The 18,490-nt window shown below is 61.1% G+C and carries 15 protein-coding genes and 1 pseudogene; 4 read left to right on the top strand and 12 right to left on the bottom strand.

Annotated features, from left to right (window positions below):
• Window positions 1-3: 3 nt before the first annotated feature.
• A complete protein-coding gene (locus tag ACOYQJ_RS04425) occupies window positions 4-750 on the bottom strand; it encodes a phosphatidylserine decarboxylase (protein ID WP_422904883.1) in 747 nt (248 codons plus the stop codon).
• Window positions 751-918: 168 nt separating this feature from the next.
• Here ACOYQJ_RS04425 and ACOYQJ_RS04420 point away from each other — a divergent pair, with 168 nt between their 5' ends.
• The gene (locus ACOYQJ_RS04420; protein WP_422904791.1) at window positions 919-2,664 is read left to right on the top strand and encodes a sigma-54-dependent Fis family transcriptional regulator; all 1,746 of its coding nucleotides are present in this window, start codon (window positions 919-921) and stop codon (window positions 2,662-2,664) included.
• Window positions 2,665-2,805: 141 nt separating this feature from the next.
• Window positions 2,806-4,605: an NAD(P)/FAD-dependent oxidoreductase gene (locus ACOYQJ_RS04415; protein ID WP_422904790.1), complete on the top strand. Its 1,800-nt coding sequence runs from the start codon at window positions 2,806-2,808 to the stop codon at window positions 4,603-4,605.
• 192 nt (window positions 4,606-4,797) lie between these two features.
• On the opposite strand, the gene ACOYQJ_RS04410 is transcribed toward ACOYQJ_RS04415, so the two are convergent.
• The 3 genes and pseudogenes from ACOYQJ_RS04410 to ACOYQJ_RS04400 form a co-directional block, all read right to left on the bottom strand.
• Window positions 4,798-5,001, bottom strand: coding sequence for a YgaP family membrane protein (locus ACOYQJ_RS04410; protein WP_422904789.1), 204 nt, complete (start codon window positions 4,999-5,001; stop codon window positions 4,798-4,800).
• Between the two features lie 233 nt (window positions 5,002-5,234).
• Window positions 5,235-6,536 carry a uracil-xanthine permease family protein gene (locus tag ACOYQJ_RS04405; RefSeq protein ID WP_422904882.1) on the bottom strand — a complete coding sequence of 434 codons (1,302 nt, stop codon included), beginning with the start codon at window positions 6,534-6,536 and terminating at the stop codon, window positions 5,235-5,237.
• A pseudogene (locus ACOYQJ_RS04400) lies at window positions 6,476-6,817 on the bottom strand (ureidoglycolate lyase); the annotation flags it as partial. The gene ACOYQJ_RS04405 and the pseudogene ACOYQJ_RS04400, both read right to left, overlap by 61 nt.
• Before the next feature lie 248 nt (window positions 6,818-7,065).
• Here ACOYQJ_RS04400 and uraH point away from each other — a divergent pair.
• On the top strand, window positions 7,066-7,419 hold the full coding sequence (uraH, locus tag ACOYQJ_RS04395) for a hydroxyisourate hydrolase (RefSeq protein ID WP_422904788.1): 354 nt from the start codon (window positions 7,066-7,068) through the stop codon (window positions 7,417-7,419).
• Window positions 7,420-7,496: 77 nt separating this feature from the next.
• Here the strand turns inward: uraH and ACOYQJ_RS04390 are convergent, their stop codons facing one another.
• The 7 genes from ACOYQJ_RS04390 to ACOYQJ_RS04360 all read right to left on the bottom strand — a co-directional run bounded on the left by ACOYQJ_RS04390 (window position 7,497) and on the right by ACOYQJ_RS04360 (window position 15,803).
• Window positions 7,497-8,543 (bottom strand): ABC transporter ATP-binding protein, encoded by a 1,047-nt coding sequence (locus tag ACOYQJ_RS04390; protein ID WP_422904787.1) that lies wholly within the window; start codon window positions 8,541-8,543, stop codon window positions 7,497-7,499.
• Window positions 8,543-9,799 carry an MGH1-like glycoside hydrolase domain-containing protein gene (locus ACOYQJ_RS04385; protein ID WP_422904786.1) on the bottom strand — a complete coding sequence of 419 codons (1,257 nt, stop codon included), beginning with the start codon at window positions 9,797-9,799 and terminating at the stop codon, window positions 8,543-8,545. The genes ACOYQJ_RS04390 and ACOYQJ_RS04385 overlap by 1 nt, the downstream gene beginning before the upstream one ends.
• A gap of 2 nt (window positions 9,800-9,801) precedes the next feature.
• Window positions 9,802-11,010, bottom strand: a complete 1,209-nt coding sequence (locus ACOYQJ_RS04380) for a carbohydrate ABC transporter permease (protein ID WP_422904785.1) — start codon at window positions 11,008-11,010, stop codon at window positions 9,802-9,804.
• The gene (locus ACOYQJ_RS04375) at window positions 11,007-12,248 is read right to left on the bottom strand and encodes a carbohydrate ABC transporter permease (protein ID WP_422904784.1); all 1,242 of its coding nucleotides are present in this window, start codon (window positions 12,246-12,248) and stop codon (window positions 11,007-11,009) included. The genes ACOYQJ_RS04380 and ACOYQJ_RS04375 overlap by 4 nt, the downstream gene beginning before the upstream one ends.
• A gap of 66 nt (window positions 12,249-12,314) precedes the next feature.
• Complete coding sequence (locus ACOYQJ_RS04370; protein ID WP_422904783.1) at window positions 12,315-13,649, bottom strand: ABC transporter substrate-binding protein; 1,335 nt, start codon at window positions 13,647-13,649, stop codon at window positions 12,315-12,317.
• A 34-nt stretch (window positions 13,650-13,683) separates the two neighbouring features.
• Window positions 13,684-14,757, bottom strand: coding sequence for a LacI family DNA-binding transcriptional regulator (locus ACOYQJ_RS04365; protein ID WP_422904782.1), 1,074 nt, complete (start codon window positions 14,755-14,757; stop codon window positions 13,684-13,686).
• A gap of 101 nt (window positions 14,758-14,858) precedes the next feature.
• Window positions 14,859-15,803 (bottom strand): sugar-binding transcriptional regulator, encoded by a 945-nt coding sequence (locus ACOYQJ_RS04360; protein ID WP_422904781.1) that lies wholly within the window; start codon window positions 15,801-15,803, stop codon window positions 14,859-14,861.
• Window positions 15,804-16,052: 249 nt separating this feature from the next.
• Here ACOYQJ_RS04360 and ACOYQJ_RS04355 point away from each other — a divergent pair, with 249 nt between their 5' ends.
• The gene (locus ACOYQJ_RS04355) at window positions 16,053-16,235 is read left to right on the top strand and encodes a hypothetical protein (protein ID WP_422904780.1); all 183 of its coding nucleotides are present in this window, start codon (window positions 16,053-16,055) and stop codon (window positions 16,233-16,235) included.
• A gap of 36 nt (window positions 16,236-16,271) precedes the next feature.
• Here the strand turns inward: ACOYQJ_RS04355 and ACOYQJ_RS04350 are convergent, their stop codons facing one another.
• On the bottom strand, window positions 16,272-18,473 hold the full coding sequence (locus tag ACOYQJ_RS04350; RefSeq protein WP_422904779.1) for a 3-hydroxyacyl-CoA dehydrogenase NAD-binding domain-containing protein: 2,202 nt from the start codon (window positions 18,471-18,473) through the stop codon (window positions 16,272-16,274).
• Window positions 18,474-18,490 lie beyond the last annotated feature (17 nt).

Here is an 18,490-nt window from a genome sequence, read left to right as displayed (position 1 = left end):
GGGTCAGTCTGTCCGTCCAAGGCGGGCGGGGGCGTCCGATGTCAGATCGGCCAGCACGGTTTCGCCCGCGATCATGGTCTGGCCGAGGCTGACCATTGGCTGCACGCCGTCGGGCAGATAGACATCCAGCCGCGATCCAAAGCGGATCAGGCCAAACCGTCCGCCGGTTTCAATCGCCTGACCTTCCGAGACGAAACAGACGATGCGACGGGCGACAAGCCCGGCAATCTGCACCACGGCGATCTGGCGCCCGTCGGCCATCTCGATGCACAGGCTGTTGCGCTCGTTATCCGAGCTTGCCTTGTCCAGCGAGGCATTGAAGAATTTGCCGGGGCGATAGGCGATTGCCTTGATCGTGCCCGCGACTGGCGCGCGGTTCACGTGGCAATTAAAGACGCTCATGAAGACGCTGACGCGTGTCAGGGCCTTATCCGACATGCCCAGCTCGGCCGGGGGAACCGCCTTTTCAATCAGCGAAACGACACCATCGGCGGGGCTGATGACCAGCCCGTCGGCAATGGGCGTCACGCGCTTGGGGTCGCGGAAGAAGTAATAGCACCAGACGGTCAGCCCGACGCCGATCCACCCCAGAAAGGAGGACAGCAGGAACAGCCCAACAGTAATGGCAGCGAATATCGCGACAAACTTGCGCCCCTCGGGGTGCATGGGTTTGATAAAGGTGTCTCGCATCCTCATCGTGTATCGCTTTCCATTCCAAGTTTTGCGCGTCGTACCCCGAAGCCGGGGAATCTACAACTTGGTATCGCGGTGACAGCAGCAAATCCGCCAATAAGTGATGATCTGGCGGCGGCGTGGCAGATGTTTGATCACATCTTCTGCGAAAGTCGCACAGTCTGCCTGCACGTTTCCGTGCTAGGCTGGAGTCGGTGGAGTACGGGGGAGTCGGGACATGTTGCCATGACCGAGCGAGGACACGTCGAAGAAATTGAGCGCGTCTTGGAGGGGCGGGCCACTGGGCGCGACAGCCAGGTTTCTGCGTCGTGGCGGCGCTGCGTCGAGCTGTACGGCATGGACCCGATGCGCAATGAACCGGCCCATATCGTGACAGACGCGGAACTGCGCGAACACCGCAAGCAGGCAGAATGGATGATCTCTGCCGCGCGGTCAGGTCTGCAAAACCTGTTCCGGCAGGTGGCCGGTCAGAACTATGTGCTGCTGCTGGCGGATGCCAAAGGCATCTGCGTCGATTTCTTTGGTGACCCAAGATTCGAGGACGAGTTGCGCCAATCCGGCCTGTACCTTGGCTCGGACTGGTCCGAGAGCCTTGCCGGGACTTGCGGTGTCGGGTCTTGCATCGTGACGGGAGAGCCGGTGACCATCCATCAGGACGACCATTTCGGCAACGCCCATACGGCCCTGTCCTGCACCTCGGCGCCGATCTATGACAGCCTCGGCAAGCTGGCGGCGGTGCTGGACATTTCGCTTTTGCGCTCGCCCTCGCCGAAATCCAGCCAGAGCCTTGCGATGAGCCTTGTCACCGCCTCGGCGCGGCGGGTCGAGATGGCGAACCTCATGGCCGAAAGCCGACGTGACTGGGTGCTGCGCCTGTCCTCCAGCCCTGAGTTCCTTGATGTCGATCCCGAAGCGGCGGTGACGCTGGACGGATCGGGCCGGGTCATCGGGTTTACCCGCGCAGCGCAGCGCCTGTTTGGCGATGGCGGGCCGGTTCTGGGACGGCGGATCGACGAGGTTCTGGATCTGACGGTTGATGATCTTACGTGCTTGATGCGCGATCGGCCCACCGAGGATCGTGTGGTTCAGATGCGTGATGGCGGGGCGCTGTTCGGCCATGCCATCGCGCCGCAAACGCCGCGTGTCAGTGCGCCGATGATTGCCCGCAGCAAGGGCGGCGCTTTGGCCGGTCTGGCGGGGCCCGATCCGGCGATGACGGTGCTTTTGGCGCAGGCGGAAAAGCTGTCGCGGACAACGATCCCTTTGCTGATTACCGGCGAAACGGGTTCAGGGAAAACCCGGCTGGCACGCGCGATCCATACAACTGGCAAAGCCGAGCGGTTTGTCTCGCTCGATTGCGCGGGGCTGATGCCCGAGCCGTTTTTGCGGCGGATCTCCGAAACCCAGCAGTGCACCACGCTATTGCTTCGGCGGATCGAGGAATTGCCGACCGAAACCCGGCGCATACTTGCCTCGGTTCTCGACCAGAACGCGCACCTGCGGCCCATCGTGACCAGTTGTGCCGATCTGGGCGCGCTCAGCCGCAAAGGTGATTTCCCCAGTCCGCTGTTTCACCGACTGGCAGGCGCCACGCTCGCCATGCCGCCATTGCGGCAACGACAAGATCTGGCTTGGTTGATTGAACGGCTGTTCCGTCGCCGTGCCCCGGATGATGGTCGGCTGTCGCCCTCGGCGCGGGCCGAGTTGGTCGGGCGATCCTGGCCGGGCAACCTGCGCGAGTTGGAGCAGGTGCTGGACGTGGCGCTGGCGCTGAGTGACGGTCCGGTGATCGACCTGCCCGATCTTCCGCCCCCTGCTGACGCCGGAACCGAAGCCAGACCCGAGCCCAACCTGGAAGAGGTGTTGGACGCCTGCGGGTGGAATATGGCCCAAACGGCGCGGCGGCTTGGGGTCAATCGCTCGACGGTGCTGCGGCGAATGCGCAAGGCCGGGCTGCGGCCTCCAAGCTGACGTGTTGCGCGCTGTTGCGCGCGCAACGTGCTGCGCTGCGGCGCACTGTCAAAGGTCGTAGGACATCGAATTTCCAATGGCCGTGCCAGCCTCTCTGGCCAGATACTCGCCCCGATTGCATGCGATAGAGGAGGAGACGCTATGCTTGATTCAACGGTCACCACGCGAACCCAAGAAGTGTTGGACAGACTGAACGAGGCCTTTGCCAGCGGCGACGTCGACAAGGTCAAGGCGCTGTTCGCCACTGATTGCTACTGGCGCGACCTAGTGGCCTTTACCTGGAACCTGAAGACGGTCGAGGGGCCGGATCAGGTTGCCGAGATGCTGACCAGCCAGCGGTCTCATGTCAAACCCGGCAGTTTCTCGATTCAGGACGGCGAGGTTCCGTCAGAGGATGGCGGCGTCATCACCGCCTGGATCACCTTCGAGACGAATGTGGGACGTGGCTGGGGTCTGATGCGGCTGCGCGACGACAAGATCTGGACGCTGCTGACCGCTCTGCAAGAACTGAAGGGGTTTGAGGAGAACAAAGGCGACCGGCGACCGATGGGGGCCAAACATGGCGCCGGCAAGAACCGGCTGTCGTGGAAGGAAGAACGCGAAGTCGAAGCCGAGACGCTTGGCTATGACACTCAGCCCTATACCGTGATCATCGGCGGCGGGCAGGGCGGCATTGCCCTTGGCGCACGGCTGCGCCAGCTTGGCGTGCCGACGATCATCGTGGAAAAGAACGACCGCCCCGGCGACAGCTGGCGCAAGCGCTACAAGTCGCTCTGCCTGCATGACCCGGTCTGGTACGACCATCTGCCTTACATCAAGTTCCCGGACAACTGGCCGGTCTTTGCGCCGAAGGACAAGATCGGTGACTGGCTTGAGATGTACACCAAGGTGATGGAGCTGAACTACTGGACCCGCTCCGAAGTCACCAAGGCCAGCTTTGACGAGGCGTCCGGCGAATGGACCGTCGAGGTCAACCGCGACGGCGAAAGGGTGGTTCTGAAGCCCAAGCAACTGGTGCTGGCCACCGGTATGTCGGGCAAGGCCAACATCCCGCATTTCCCCGGCGAAGGCAGTTTCAAGGGCACCATCCAGCATTCGTCCCAGCATGACGGACCTGACGCCTGGGCCGGAAAGAAGGTGGTTGTCATCGGCTCCAACAACTCGGCTCATGATATCTGTGCCGCGCTTTGGGAGCATGATGCCGACGTGACGATGGTGCAGCGATCCTCGACACATATTGTGCGGTCAGACACCTTGATGGATATCGGTCTTGGCGGGCTGTACTCGGAACAGGCCGTGGCGGCGGGCATGACCACCGAGAAGGCGGATATGATCTTTGCCTCGCTGCCTTACCGCATCATGCATGAATTCCAGATCCCGCTTTATGACCAGATGCGAGAGCGTGATGCCGACTTTTATGCCGGGCTGGAAAAGGCCGGTTTCGAACTGGACTGGGGCGACGATGGCTCGGGTCTGTTCATGAAGTACCTGCGGCGCGGTTCGGGCTATTACATCGACGTGGGCGCGTCGCAACTGATCATCGACGGCAAGGTAAAGCTGGTGCGCGGGCAGATGGACCACTTTGAAGAAGACGCCGTGGTTCTGGCTGACGGCACGCGGTTGGAGGCGGATCTTGTGGTCATGGCCACCGGCTACGGGTCGATGAACGGCTGGGCAGCTGATCTGATCAGTCAGGACGTCGCGGACAAGGTCGGCAAGGTCTGGGGACTTGGTTCGGACACCACCAAGGATCCGGGCCCGTGGGAAGGCGAGCAGCGCAACATGTGGAAGCCGACCCAGCAGGAAAACCTGTGGTTCCACGGCGGCAACTTGCACCAGTCGCGGCACTATTCGCTGTATCTGGCATTACAACTGAAGGCGCGGATGGAAGGGCTGGATACACCCGTCTACGGCCTTCAAGAGGTGCATCACCTCGGGTGAAGCACCGTCGGGCGCCCGGGGTCTCCCCCGCCCGGGCGCTCTTCTCTCCATTAAATTCGGGAAACATGCATTGCCCGCCCGTCTCGGTCCAGGGAGGCTATCCCAAGTCGGGATGCCCTAGGCGTTTGGACTGTCCGCCAAGAACGCCGTCGCTGTGCGACAATCGGAAGATCCAACCCGACCCGAACCGGGTTATTTGAACGCGCAGCCCTCTTTCACGCCCAGTTTTTTGAAAATCGTCGCCGCCGGGCAGAAACCGGAAAAAGCGGATTGCAGCAGGTTCACACCGATGAAGACGGTGAACCATATCCACAGCGGATGGACAAAAACTGTCAGCAGCACGCTGAGAAGGGTCATTACACCGGCAAAGGCGAATACGGCACGGTCGAGGGTCATTCTTTTGCTCCTATGTTTTGGCGGGCATCGGCCCGATTGCATGGAAGAATACCTTGTGATGCACAAACATTCAATAAAAAGAATGTGACGGATTGGCAATGGCGAGTGGTGAAGTTGGCCGACACCTGACATGTCCTTTGTTACAACAGGGTCGGGACGTGGTAAGGCGTTCTGAAACGGAAAACGGCGCCCCAAAGGGACGCCGCCATTGCTTTTCCTGCAAGGATCAAGCCTTAGTCGGCGTCGAGATCCTCGGGCAGGATCAGGTTCAGCACCACGGACAGCAGCGCCGAGGGCAGAAGGCCCGAGGTCAACAAGATCTGCGCCGTCCTGGGCAGGTGTTGAAGCGCGCCGGGTTCAAGCTGAAGGCCCAGACCAACGGACAGGGAGATCGCAAAGATCACCATGTTGCGGCGGTTCCAGTCCACGTCTGACAGCATGTTCACGCCAGCAGCGGCCACCATGCCGAACATCACGATCACACCGCCGCCCAGCACGTTGATGGGAACCGTGCGGATCACCGCGCCGACCATCGGCATCAGTCCGCAGATGATCAAGAAGATCGCCCCGATGGTCACGACGTGGCGGCTCATGATCCCGGTCATCGAGATCAGGCCGACGTTCTGGCTGAACGAGGTGTTGGGAAGCCCGCCGAAAATGCCCGCAATCGCGGTGCCCAAACCGTCGGCAAAGGTCGCGCCGGTGATCTCATTGTCGGTTGCCTCGCGGCCCGCGCCGCCCTTGGTGATGCCCGAGGTGTCGCCAACGGTTTCAATCGCCGAGATGACAGCCATGAAGCACATGCCAATGATGATGGCGCTGTTGAACTGGAAACCCCATTTGAAGGGCGCGGGCACTTCAAAGACCGCTGCTCGGGCGATGTTGCCAAGGTTCACCTGACCCATCGTGAAGGCGACGATATAGCCGACGACGATGCCGACCAAGACAGCGGCGACGCTGAGCATCCCCTTGGCGAAGAACTTCAGTGCCAGCGTGACAATGATCACCACAAGCGCTGGGAACCACATGGCAAGCGCGCCATACTCGGGCTTTCCGATCAGCGGCACACCGCCCGCAGCATATAGGATGCCAACCTTGATCAGCGCCAGACCGATCATCAGAACGATCAGGCCCGTGACCAGCGGCGGCAAGGCAAACCGGATCTTGCCAATCACCGTACCCAGCGTGAAGTGGAAAATGCCGCCGATGACAACGCCGGTCATCAGCCCAGCCATGCCGTCGGTGCCTTGTCCGGCGACTGCAGGGATCATCACCGGGATGAACGCGAACGACGTGCCCTGAACGATGGGCAGACGCGCGCCCACCGGACCAAAACCAATGGTCTGGAACAGCGTCGCGATGCCTGCGAACAGCATGGACATCTGGATCATGTAGGTCATGTCCGGAAACCCCAGCGCGCCCTGATCCGAGCCAAAGCCAAAGCCGGCAGCGCCCGCGATGATGATCGCCGGTGTCACGTTGGCGACGAACATGGCCAGAACGTGCTGGATGCCCAGAGGCACCGCTTTGGCCAGGGGTGGCGTAAAGTTTGGATCGCGCAGTTGCTCTGCGGTCCCGATTGAAGTGTCAGCCATCTTGTCCCTCCGAGTGACTGTGTGTCGGGACCCGCTTCTTTGACGGTCGGGTTCCCTATGGTGACTGTCTCGGCGGTTTCGAAGCCGTCGAACCAGCGTTCTTGCAGATTGGCGTCATCGCCGATCCGATCGAACAATTTGAACTTTCCGGGCTTTTCGGCGGGCGCAAGAACGCTGTGCCAAACGCCCCTGTTCAGATTGACGCACTGGTTGGGATGGCTGAGAAATGCCCGCTAATTGTGCGGCATGCCTGAATAATTCTCGGCCTTGGTAACGGTAGCCGAGACTCGTCCTCTGCGTCGTTGCGCGCTTCGTTTTGGGCATGTCCCGTGTAGATGGAATTCAGTGCATGGCCGCGCTTATCCCGCGGGCGCCGACGGTTTCTTTGAAAACATTGATTTGCCACGGCCCTGAGTCTGCGTCACCCTCGGCAGCACGACACCGAAAATGATCGAAAAGAGACGCTCGAATGTCCGGATATCTGACGACCCACGTGCTTGATACCGCCAAAGGCTGTCCCGCCGAGGGCATCCGAATTATGCTTTACCGGGTGTCGGGAAATTCCCATCGCAAGATTGCCGAGTCGACGACCAATGCGGACGGGCGCACCGATGCACCGATCCTGCCAGAAGTCAAATTCAAGACCGGCACCTATGAACTGGTCTTTTGCGCGGGTGATTATCTGCGTGCCACGGGGCAAGTGACGCAAGAGCCGCTGTTTCTGGACGAGGTGCCTCTGCGTTTCGGCATGTCAGAAGAGGCACATTACCACGTGCCACTTCTGCTGTCGCCCTATGGGTATTCCACCTATCGTGGCAGCTAGGGCGGGCCGTCCCGGGCGCAAAGGCGCAACCACGCGGTGTCTTGGGCGCGTGCCGGTATCCGCAATTCCCACAGTGGTCAGATCCGCAAACCTTCTCTGTCGAAAAAGGAAAGCCGCTCGGCGTCGAACGCCAGCCCCACATAATCCCCGGCGCGGTGGGTAATGTCACCGCTGCTGCGCTGGGTGATCCTGCCCAAGGGGCCGCAATCGACGACCAGAAAGCTGTCGGCGCCAAGGTATTCAATCACGTCGATGACCCCGTCGCACTGCCCTTCGCCGGGCGCATTGATGTCGATGTGTTCCGGCCGGATACCCAGATGGCGGGCAGGCCGCGCGCCGTCAAACGCCGCGCTGCGCCCACCTTCAAGAGCATAGGAGCCGCCTTCGGTGCTGCAGGGCAGAATGTTCATCTTGGGGCTGCCGATGAATTGCGCGACAAACAGGTTTGCAGGCCTTTCATACAGTTCCCGAGGCGAGCCGACCTGCGCGATCTTGCCGAACTCCAGCACCACGATCCTGTCGGCCAGCGTCATTGCCTCGACCTGATCGTGGGTCACATAGATCATGGTGGATTTCAGCGACTGGTGCAGTTTGGCGATCTCATACCGCATTTCGACCCGCAGCGCGGCGTCAAGATTGGACAGTGGTTCGTCAAACAAAAAGGCCGTGGGGTCGCGGACGATACAGCGCCCGATGGCCACCCGCTGGCGTTGCCCGCCAGACAGGTCCTTTGGGCGGCGGTCCAGATAGGGGCCAAGTTTCAGAACTTCGGCGGCGTGATCGACTTTGCGGGCGATTTCCTCTTTCGGCGCGCCCGAGGTCTTGAGGCTGAAACCAACGTTGTCGCGCACCGACATATGCGGATAGAGCGCATAGCTTTGGAACACCATCGCCAGCCCGCGTTTGCTGGGCGGCTCGGGTGTCGCGTCGCGCCCGTCGATCTCAAGCGTGCCACGGCTGATATCCTCAAGCCCGCCGATCATCCGCAAAAGGGTTGACTTGCCACAGCCCGAGGGGCCGACAAAAACCACAAATTCGCCATCGGCAACTTCAAAGTCCACGCCTTTGATCACCTGCACATTGCCGAACCACTTTTCGACCGCTTTCAGATTGATCGACCCCATCACACGCCTCCCGCGCTGGGCGAGGCCCAGGCCAGCCAGACCGCGGCGGTCCAGGTAAAGGTGCCTCCACCCGCGGGGTCACCGGTCATTGGATCGAAGTATTCGGCAAAGCCATGGCGGGCGATCAATTCTCGGGTCAGATCGCACAGCCTTGCCGCGTCTTGGTCATGGCCCATCTCGGCAAGACCGCGTCCGATCAAAGCGTTCAGAATGGCCCATGTTGGGCCGCGCCAATACCGTTTTGGGTTAAAGATCTCTGTCCCTGTCTTGTGGCTGGGAATGGGATAGGCGCAGGCCTCGAATGCCTGTTTCAATTCGTCTTGCATCACGTTGCTTTCAACGCCGCCGTACCAACACAGAAACGACGCGCAGGAGACATGGCCGGTGTGATTGCCCGTGTTCAGGTTGATCCCGTCGAAGACACCAGAGGCATTGCGCAGCCGCGCGGCACCAGTCTCAAGCTGCGCGGTCCAGCTGTCGATTTCGCTGCGGTCTTCGCCCAGGGCATCGGCCAAAGCGGCCAGATCGCGGTTCGCACGAAGCAGGATGAAGGTCATCGTCGGGTCAGCCACCTTGAAGGGCATCGCCTCGGCCATCTTGGCATCATCCCAGCCCAGCCGCCGCCCGCGCTGCACCAGCCAGATGTAGCGATCATAGTCTTCCTTGGTGGGGCGCATGGCCGGGTCCACATGGCTGGTGTCGCGGCGGGTATATTCGCCCACGCCTTGCGGGTCGATCGCGGCCATGGCTTCGTCCCAGTCGGGGGCATTGTCGCGGCCAGCTTCCCAAGGGTGGGTGATGAAGATCGCACCGCCATCGCAGCGCCAGGTCATAAACCATCGGTGCCAATCCACCAGCTTGCCAAAGAGCCCGCGCAGGTGCGTTTTTCCGGCACTTGGGTCCTTTTCAAAAACGGCCCGGACAAAGCTGGCGGCGACCGGCGGCTGGCTAACGCCCGAACTTGGGATCGGCCCCTTGTCCTCGGCGCCCCACACGTCCGGCCCCGGGAAATATCCCGGATCGGGTTTGTGAAACAGGATGTGCGGCACCATTCCGCTGGGCCATTGGCCGCTGAACAGTGTCTCAAGTTCCTGCCAGGCGCGCGGGATATCGAATTGCGCAAACCCCCATGCGGCAAAGGCGCTGTCCCAATTCCACTGGTAGGGATAAAGCCCCGCGGTCGGCACCGTATAGCCGCCCCGATCGTTGCCCCGCAGGATTGCGCGGGCCTGCTCGTCCATGCTGATATGGTCCATGCTCATCCTTTCACCGACCCGGCGGTCAGCCCTTTCGTCATAAAGCGTTCAAGTCCAAGGAACAGAACCATGATCGGCACGGTCGCCACGACCGATCCCGCCATCAGGTGCTGCCTTGGGATTTCTGAGGAGTTGAGGCTGGCGATCCCGCGCGTCAGCGTGAACTTTGACGGATCGTCCAGCAGCATGAAGGCCAGCAGAAACTCGTTCCAGGCAATCATGAAAACATAGAGGCTGACCGATGCCATGGCTGGCAGCGACAGTGGCAGGGTGATCTTCCAGATCACCTTCAGGCGCGACAGCCCGTCCATCAGCCCGGCCTCTTCGATCTCGGCCGGAAGACCGCGGAAATAGCCTTGCAGCATGTACAGCGCCACCGGGATGGTCGTGACCGGATAGATCAGCAGAATGCCCAGAATGGTGTTGCGCAGCCCGGTCATCGAAAAGGCGATGTAGATCGGCAGCGCCAGGACGATGATCGGCACCATGTAGATCAGCAGGATCGAACGCGACAAGACTGCCTGCCCCTTGAACCGAAGCCGCGCCACCGCATAGGCACCGGGGATGCTGAAGGCGAGGGTGATAAACACGGTCAGCACCGAAATCACCAGAGAATTCAGCAGGTAAGTGCCAAAGTTGAAATCGGCGAAGAGTTCAAAATAGGACCGGAACAAGCCCCAGCCCTGGCTCAGATCCAGCGAGAAATCGAGCGGGTTCTGGATCAGCTGTGACTGGTTCTTCAGGCTGGTCATGACCATGACGTAAAACGGGATCGCGACAATGGCGGTGAAGAAGACATAGCCAAAGCCGGTCAGAAAGCGGATCACCGCGTCTTCGAATATATGCCGGGTCAGCGGGGCTTTTTCGACCTCGTCCAGATAGTGTAGCAGGGGCCAGACCACGGCGGCGCCCAGCACGAGGCCTGCAATCAGCTTGGCAAGCATCCCGGCCTCGCTCAGAACCGGCCCGATGCCCAACAACAACAGGCCGACAAAACCCAGACAGCCTGCCACCATCATTGGCCACAACGGTCTGCCGCCCATGCAGGCCGCGCCCAACGGGGCGCCCACGATGAGCGAGTATATCAAGGACGGGCGAAAGGCCTGACCCGTGGCAAAGCTCATGCCGACCGAAACGGTAACTGCCGCCACAAAGACCCATAGCGCCCCGATCACCGGGCCAGTCACATAGCCGTGCCTCAGAACGCTCATAGCCCTTCCTCCCGGCTCACGTATTTGAAGAAGAAGACGGAAAAGCCCAGCAGACAGAGGAAAATCACAACCGCCACCGCGGCCCCAGCGCCGATGTTCGACACGGCAAAGGCCTGCTCGTAGACATTCACGGTCAGCGTCCGGGTTCCGGCGTTCCCGCCGGTGAGAAGAAAGATGTCGTCGAACTTGTTGAAGGTCCAGATGAAGCGCAGCAGGAAGAGGACCGACAGGATCCCGAGCAGTTGCGGAAGGCTCAGATACCAGAACTGCTGAAAGGGGCTGGCCCCGTCCATATCGGCGGCTTCGTACATGTCGGTATCGATCGATTGCATCCGCGCGAGGATGAACAGAAAGGACAGCGGGAAATATCGCCAGATCTCGAAGACCGTGACCATGATCAGCGCCAAGGGTTTTTCGCCAAAGAAATTGATCGCCTCACTGGTCACCCCCATCTGGATCAGCAAGGCATTTGCCGACCCCGAGAAAGGGTCGAACAGGATCAACCATGAAAAGGCGACCGCGATCACCGGCGCGACATAGGGGAACAGGTAGAGACCGCGCAAAATGCCCTGACCACGAAAGCTCTTGTCCAGAAGCAGCGCCGCGAACAGCCCGACGACAAGGGCGCCGACCGTGCCAACCACGGTGTAAAACAACGTCACTCCCAGCACGCCCCAGAATTCCGAACCGTCAAAGATCCGCGCGAAATTGCCCAAGGTGAAGGTGTTGTTCGTCAGGATGCTGTCTGAGCGTCCCGTCACGACCGGCTCGCCGTCTTCAGCGGCCTTTTCGGCGGCGTCCGCGTCGGCGGCGGTGGCGGTGGCGGTGGCGGGCAGGCGCAGGCGTTCGTTGTAACCGGGCTCAAGCGTGCCAATCTCGCACATGAGATCGCGTTCCGTCAGAGTGCACCCTTCGGGCAACGCGCCCAGTTCCAGCCCTTCCGGGATGCTGTCGCGCAGTGTGACGCCGGTGACTTCGGTATCCTGACTGGAGTTTCGAATGCGGTATTCGATCCGCAAATCCTCGCCCGAGCCGCGCAGGCTTTCGCGCACGACCGGGGCTGCAGGGCGCAGGTCTGACAGACCGATGGGTTTGAATGATATCCAGAAGATCGCCAGCAAGGGCAGGATCACCACCAGCGCCACGCTGATCAATGTGGGCGCAAGCAGGCCCCAGGCCAGCCGCGCCTCGCGCCGGGCCAAGGGGGTTGTGCCTGTCGGGGGGATCGCTGCTGTCATATCCAAAACCCTTGGTTGAATGGTCTCGCACCCCGAGGCCGTTCTCGGGGCGCGAGGTGCAAGGCGTTACTTGATCGCGCCCAGTTCTTCGTTCATCGCCGCCACGGCTCCCGCAGCGTCCACTTCACCGTCAATGTATTGGCGCACGATGCGGTTGATGGCCTGGCTGTTGATCATCTTGGAGGCCAGCGACAGCTGACCGTCCGCGACGCCCCAACGCTGGGCCACGTCCAGACCGCCAACAATCTCGTCGATCATCGCCTTGTCATAGAGATCGCCCAGCGGCGCCTTGCGGTCCACGCCTACGGGAAGGGTTGCCCACAAGTCCTTGAACTTGTTCGGCTCATCAGCGGTGCCCGCGCGCACGGGGAACTTGCCTTCGGGGGCGATGGACAGCGTGTCGCCATAGCCGTCCCCCATCGAGAACTTGACGAACTCCATCGCGGCATCGGTGTCCGCATCGGTGGTGATCCCGAAATAGCGGATGTCGCCCCAAGCTGCGCCGTCCGGGTTGGAGGGGCCTGCAAAGTTGGTCACGATCCCGGTCTTGGAGGCAAGCTCGGGGCTGGTGGGGTCGTCATTGATGGTCGGCGGGGCGCTGTCGCGCAAGCCGGCCAGTTCGTCCAGAATGAACGGCGACCAGATGATCATGGCCGCGTTGCCGCTGAAGTAAAGGCTGCGCGACTGATCCCAATACAGATCACCCGGAGGCGAGGCATCTGCGATGGCCTTGTAAAACTCCAGCACCTCGGTGGTCTTGGCTTCGTCCAGCGGCTGGAAGCCGTCTGGCCCAACTGGCGACACGCCATTGGCAAGGAAGACATGCTCCAGCACCTGAGACATAAAGTTTTCGTCGACCTTGGTGGCGGCGACAAAGCCATACATTTCCGGCGGGTTGTGCAGCTTGGCCAATGCGGCCTCGACGGCGGCATAGGTGGTTGGCGCTTCAAGGCCCGCCGCGTCGAAGAGATCCTTGCGGTAGACGATCATCTGCGTCCAGCCGTCCACCGGAACCGAGGCTGTGTCGCCCTCATAGGCGGCCATCGCCAGCGCGCCGGGCGCGAAAGTATCCGCCCCGAGATCTTCAATAACTTCGGTGGCGGCCTCGGTGTCCAGAATGCCCGCCTCCGCCCAGGGCAGGGCGTATTGCAACGTGTGATAGATCACGTCCGGCAGATCACCGGCGGCAAAGGCGGCGGTGGCGCGGGTGCCCAGATCGGATTCGGAAACCGGGATGACCTCAACCTCGGTGCCGGTCATTTTCTGGAAGGCCGCGGCCATCTCTTCTTGCTTGGCCAGTCGCTCGGGCTGTTCCTCGGTTGTCCAGAAGCGGATGGTATCGGCGGACACCGCCCCAGCCATGAAGGCCAGCGCCATGGCGCTGCTTGTCAGCAATTTCATATGTTTGGTCATTGTTGGTCTTGCTCCCTTGTTGTCATTGGTCGTGGTGTTCTGGTGCAGGCCCGTGCGAGGCGCGGTCGAGAAATTGCGCCGGGGCCAGTTCGCGGCAGTCTTCGGGATCGCTGCCCCGGATCAGACGGATCAATAGTTCGGCCAGCCTTTCGCCAGCCTTGCGGGTGTCCACCGCCCATGTGGTCAGCGGTGGATCAATCATCGCGCTTTCGGGAATGCCATCGTAGGACATGATCGACAGATCCCGCCCGATCATCAGGCCCTTCTGCCGAGCGGCTTCATAGGCGCCAAGCGCGGCCCGATCGACAGAATAAAGGATGGCCGTCGCCGGTTGCTCCAGCGACACCAGCATATGCGCCGAAGCCTCGCCCGCTGCCGCATTGACCGCCGGGTCCGCCACCAAGGCCGGATCAAAGGGCAGACCAACGGCCTTCAGTCCCGCTTTGTACCCATCACGGCGCAGCTGCGCATAGGTGTAACCCGCGCCCCCCGGCACAAAACCGATGCGGCGATGACCCAGCGCTGCCAGTTTTTTCACAGCCTCGCACATGGCGTCTTCACTGGTGATGTCGAACCATGCGCAGCCGGTCGGGTCGGCGGTACGGCCATAAAGAACAAAGGGAATTTCGTGGTCGCGCAGAAAGTCGATGCGCGGATCGTGCAGCTTGGTGCGCGGCAGGATAAACCCGTCAGCCTTCCGTTCATCCGCGAGTTTTTGCAGCAGCCGCAGGGTGTCTTCGTTGCTGGCGGCAGTGGCGACCGTCATGGTCCAATCCTCGCGCGAGGCGGCTTCGGACAGCCCGGCAAGGAATTTATCGACAAAGGGGCGGTGCGCATCGTGCTCGTTCACCTCCAGCACCAGCCCGATTGAACGGGTGCGCCCGGTGCGGATAGCCTGCGCATGTGACAGCGGGCGATAGCCCAGCCGATCGGCCGCCTTGCGCACCCGCAAACGCGTTGTTTCAGAGATGTCCGGGTAGTTGTTCAGCGCGCGGCTGACCGTGCCCTTGGTCAGGTCCAATTGCTTGGCCAGATCGTCAATGGTCACACGTTTTGCGCGGGCTTTGTTGGGCCTTTGAATGCTGGCGTCCTGCATGCTTGATTCGTCCTCCCACCGTTAGGGGAGCTTCCGAAACCGGTTTCGGCAAGCATCAAGCGGGATTTGAGGCGAAAAACATATGCTGCAACTGCAAAGTGTCAGAGAGTGAGAAGCGCTCGTGCAGTGTCGGCATCGGTGATCAGGCCGTCGATCAAAGTGCCCGTCAGGGCGGCGTGGATCGCGGTCAGTTTGCCCTTGCCATGAGCCGCGCCGATGGTTGGGCGATCAGGGGATGGACGCAGCGCAGCACTGCTGACGCGGTCGTTGATCTCATCCTCTAGCAACTGGCCGTCCCGGTCGAAGATGAAGCCGATGATTTCGCCAACAGCGCCTTTGGAAACAAGGCGTTGCTGGTCTTCGGCGGTGATAAAGCCGTCGGCGACAAGGGGCGCTTGATCCAACATCGGGCCCACACCGACAAAGCGAACATTGGTCTGTTTGGCAAGCGAGCGCGTGTTGGCCAGCGTGGCCTGCGCCAGCAGCGCGGTGCGTTCGTCCGCTGTGGCTGCGATTACCGGCAGCGGCATGGGATAGGTCTGCGCGGTGACCTTGTCGGCGATGGTGAACAGAACGTTGTAAAAGGCGGTCGAGCCGTCAGGAGCGATATTGCCTGTCAGCGAAACGATCTTGTGCTGATCGCAGATAATATGCGGCATATGTTCGACTGCTGAGCGCAGCGTCCGCCCGGTGCCAAGCCCGATCACTTGTGGCGCCTCTTTTCCAAGCCACCGTTCAATCATGTCGCCGGTGGCATGGGCAACCGCCAGCCCCGAAGCCTGCGTCGTCCCCAGAGAGGGAACAACCTCGCAGACGGCAAGCCCATGCCGGTCCTTCAGGACTTGGGCCAATTCCATACATTCGGCGATCGGGTGGTCGATCCGTGTCTTGATCAGCCCGGCTTGTCCGGCTTGCGCAACAAGGCGCTGCGCCGATTGCCGAGAAATTCCCATCAGCATGGCGATTTCGTCCTGTTTCAGACCTGCCACATAGGCCAGCCATGCGGCGCGCGCGGCCTCATCAAGTTTTCTGTCCGCTGATTTCATAGGTCTGCCCGGTTCCAATATGCGCGCATGGTGTTTGCTTGCGCCGGAATTGGCAAGGGGAGTGGTATTCCGAATGTGTCAGATAAGTGTGCACAGGCGGCGAAAACGGGCGTGTGACCCGTCACTCCGGGCCCGGTAAGCGGGAAATTTTCCGTGCGCGGGCTATTGTTTCCCGAACCAAGGTTGTCTTGTCACCCCGTGGGAGGGCGCACTGGTCAGTTCAGCGACCCATTTGGAAGGATCCAAACAATGTGTATTTCGGCTGAAGCACTTGCCACTTTTCTCAACCTGCTCGCTGCCAGCATAGTAACCTCGGAACCGGGGCGGATCATTGTTGCGGCGACCGAGGGGGATGTTCATTGGGTCGCGGTCGAGGACAACTGGTGCACCACGGCACCGCAGATCGACCGGCAAGAACGCGATGACCTGTAGGGGCGGGCAGGGGACAAGCCCCCGCCCGGCCTAGCATCATGCGGCCTTTGACGTTTCGCCGCCAAAACGGCCGTAAAAGCTTTGGTTCTTGTCAGCCATTTCGCGCAACAGGTCAGGGCAGGCGAAGCGCGGGCCATATGCTGCTTCAAGATGGTCACAACGCTCGGCCGCGTAAGGCGCGCCGATCATGTCGAGCCAGGACAGCGGGCCACCGGACCAAGGCGCAAAGCCCCAGCCAAGGATGGCGCCCACGTCGCCTTCGCGAATGTCCATGAGCACGCCTTCTTCCAGAGCCCGCACGGCCTCGAGCGATTGCACGAACAGCAGGCGGTGCTGCACTTCGATCAGGTCGGGCTGGTCCTCGGATTGCGGGTACTTGTCCTGTACCATCTGGGACAGACCCACGCGTTTGCCTGCCTCATCATAGTCATAGAAGCCAGCCTTGGATTTGCGTCCCAGACGCCCCTGTTCTTCCATCCAGAAGATCACTTCGTCGACTTCGCCATCGGGATAGGCGTCGCCCATCCCGGCCTTGGTCGCGCGGGCGATCTTGGCGCCCAGATCAATCGAGGTTTCATCGACCAGTTGCAGCGGCCCCAAAGGCATTCCGACCATCTTGGCGGCATTTTCGATCAGGGCGGGGGCGACGCCCTCTTTGACCATGCGGATGCCTTCGTTGATGTAGGGGATGATGCAGCGGTTGGCGTAGAAAAAGCGCGCATCGTTGACCACAATCGGCGTCTTGCGGATCTGGCGAACAAAATCCAGCGCCTTGGCCACGGCTCGGTCGCCGGTCTGCTTGCCTTTGATGATCTCGACCAGCAGCATTTTGTCGACCGGGCTGAAGAAGTGGATGCCGATGAACTGATCGGCGTTCTTGCTGGCCTTGGCGAGCTCGGAAATCGGCAGGGTCGAGGTGTTGGTGGCAAAGATGCAGTCGTCGCCGGTCACCGCGTCCACCGCGCGGGTCACTTCGGCCTTGATCTTGGGATCTTCAAAAACCGCCTCGATGATCAGATCGCAGCCTTTCAGCGCGTCATAATCTGTCGTGGCAAGGATACGGTCCAACATTTGTTGGCCCTGCTCCTCTGTGATCTTCTTGCGCTGCAGACCCTTGGCGACATGGGCTTCGGAATAGCCTTTGCCCTTGTCGGCGGCGGCCTGATCTCGGTCCAGCAGAACCACCTCGATCCCGGCTTGTGCGCTGACCAGCGCGATGCCTGCGCCCATCATGCCTGCGCCCAGAACACCGACTTTCGATACCTTTTGATCTGGCACACCTGCGGGCCGCACTGCGCCTTTTTCCAAGGCTTCCTTGTTGATGAAGAGCGAACGGATCATCGCGCCGCTGCTGGGGTTCATCAGCACATTGGTGAACCAGCGCGCCTCGATCTTGAGGGCGGTGTCAAAGGGCACCAGAGCGCCTTCGTAGACGGCTGACAGAAGCGCCTTTGCGGCCGGGTAGACACCCTTGGTCTTGCCATTGACCATTGCGCTGGCGCCCACAAAGGTCATGAAACCCGCGGGGTGATAAGGCGCGCCGCCGGGCATTTTATAGCCCTTGGCGTCCCAGGGTTTCAGGATGTCCGCGTCTTTGGCATTCAGCACCCATTCCTTGGCAGCCCCGACCGGGTCGGCGACCACTTCGTCGATCAGGCCTGCTTTTTGCGCGCGCACCGGATCGGAAAGCTTGCCTTCCAGCAGGAAGGGGCTGGCCACCATGGCGCCCATCTTGCGCACCAGACGGGTTGTGCCGCCAGCGCCGGGAAAAATGCCGACCATGATTTCGGGCAGACCGATCTTGGCCTTGGGCGCTGGGGCGCAAAAGATGCGATGCGTGGACAGCGGAAGTTCCAGACCGATGCCAAGCGCCGTTCCGGGCAGGGCAGCAGCGATCGGTTTGCCGCCCTTGTTGGTCTTGGGGTCCATCCCGGCGCGCTCGATCTTGCGCAGCAGGGTGTGCATCTTCATGATCCCTTCGAACAATCCGCGCGCCGGATCATCGCCCGCCATTTCCTTCATCTTGGCAATGACATTCAGGTCCATTCCACCTGCAAAGCTGTCTTTGCCGCTGGTGATCACGATGCCTTTCACGGCCTCATCCGCGAGGGCGGCGTCAACCAGCGCGTCGAGCTGATCAAGCCCCTCAAGGCTGAGCACGTTCATCGACTTGTCCGGGACGTCCCACGTGATGACCGCAACGCCGTCGGCGCCGGTGTCCATTGTAAAATCGCTCATGTCATACTCCGTCTGTC

This window comes from Pacificoceanicola algae, assembly GCF_049341065.1.
GTDB lineage: Bacteria > Pseudomonadota > Alphaproteobacteria > Rhodobacterales > Rhodobacteraceae > Pacificoceanicola.
The sequence above is the reverse complement of the archived record's forward strand: the minus strand, read 5'-3'. Positions and strand labels throughout refer to the sequence as shown.

What these genes read in the sequence shown, in the direction of transcription:
- ACOYQJ_RS04420 (WP_422904791.1), top strand. Translation starts at nt 919, where the DNA reads ATGACCGAGCGAGGACACGTCGAAGAAATTGAGCGCGTCTTGGAGGGG.
- ACOYQJ_RS04415 (WP_422904790.1), top strand. Translation starts at nt 2,806, where the DNA reads ATGCTTGATTCAACGGTCACCACGCGAACCCAAGAAGTGTTGGACAGA.
- ACOYQJ_RS04410 (WP_422904789.1), bottom strand. Translation starts at nt 5,001, where the DNA reads ATGACCCTCGACCGTGCCGTATTCGCCTTTGCCGGTGTAATGACCCTT.
- uraH (WP_422904788.1), top strand. Translation starts at nt 7,066, where the DNA reads ATGTCCGGATATCTGACGACCCACGTGCTTGATACCGCCAAAGGCTGT.
- ACOYQJ_RS04390 (WP_422904787.1), bottom strand. Translation starts at nt 8,543, where the DNA reads ATGGGGTCGATCAATCTGAAAGCGGTCGAAAAGTGGTTCGGCAATGTG.
- ACOYQJ_RS04385 (WP_422904786.1), bottom strand. Translation starts at nt 9,799, where the DNA reads ATGGACCATATCAGCATGGACGAGCAGGCCCGCGCAATCCTGCGGGGC.
- ACOYQJ_RS04380 (WP_422904785.1), bottom strand. Translation starts at nt 11,010, where the DNA reads ATGAGCGTTCTGAGGCACGGCTATGTGACTGGCCCGGTGATCGGGGCG.
- ACOYQJ_RS04375 (WP_422904784.1), bottom strand. Translation starts at nt 12,248, where the DNA reads ATGACAGCAGCGATCCCCCCGACAGGCACAACCCCCTTGGCCCGGCGC.
- ACOYQJ_RS04370 (WP_422904783.1), bottom strand. Translation starts at nt 13,649, where the DNA reads ATGAAATTGCTGACAAGCAGCGCCATGGCGCTGGCCTTCATGGCTGGG.
- ACOYQJ_RS04365 (WP_422904782.1), bottom strand. Translation starts at nt 14,757, where the DNA reads ATGCAGGACGCCAGCATTCAAAGGCCCAACAAAGCCCGCGCAAAACGT.
- ACOYQJ_RS04360 (WP_422904781.1), bottom strand. Translation starts at nt 15,803, where the DNA reads ATGAAATCAGCGGACAGAAAACTTGATGAGGCCGCGCGCGCCGCATGG.
- ACOYQJ_RS04355 (WP_422904780.1), top strand. Translation starts at nt 16,053, where the DNA reads ATGTGTATTTCGGCTGAAGCACTTGCCACTTTTCTCAACCTGCTCGCT.
- ACOYQJ_RS04350 (WP_422904779.1), bottom strand. Translation starts at nt 18,473, where the DNA reads ATGAGCGATTTTACAATGGACACCGGCGCCGACGGCGTTGCGGTCATC.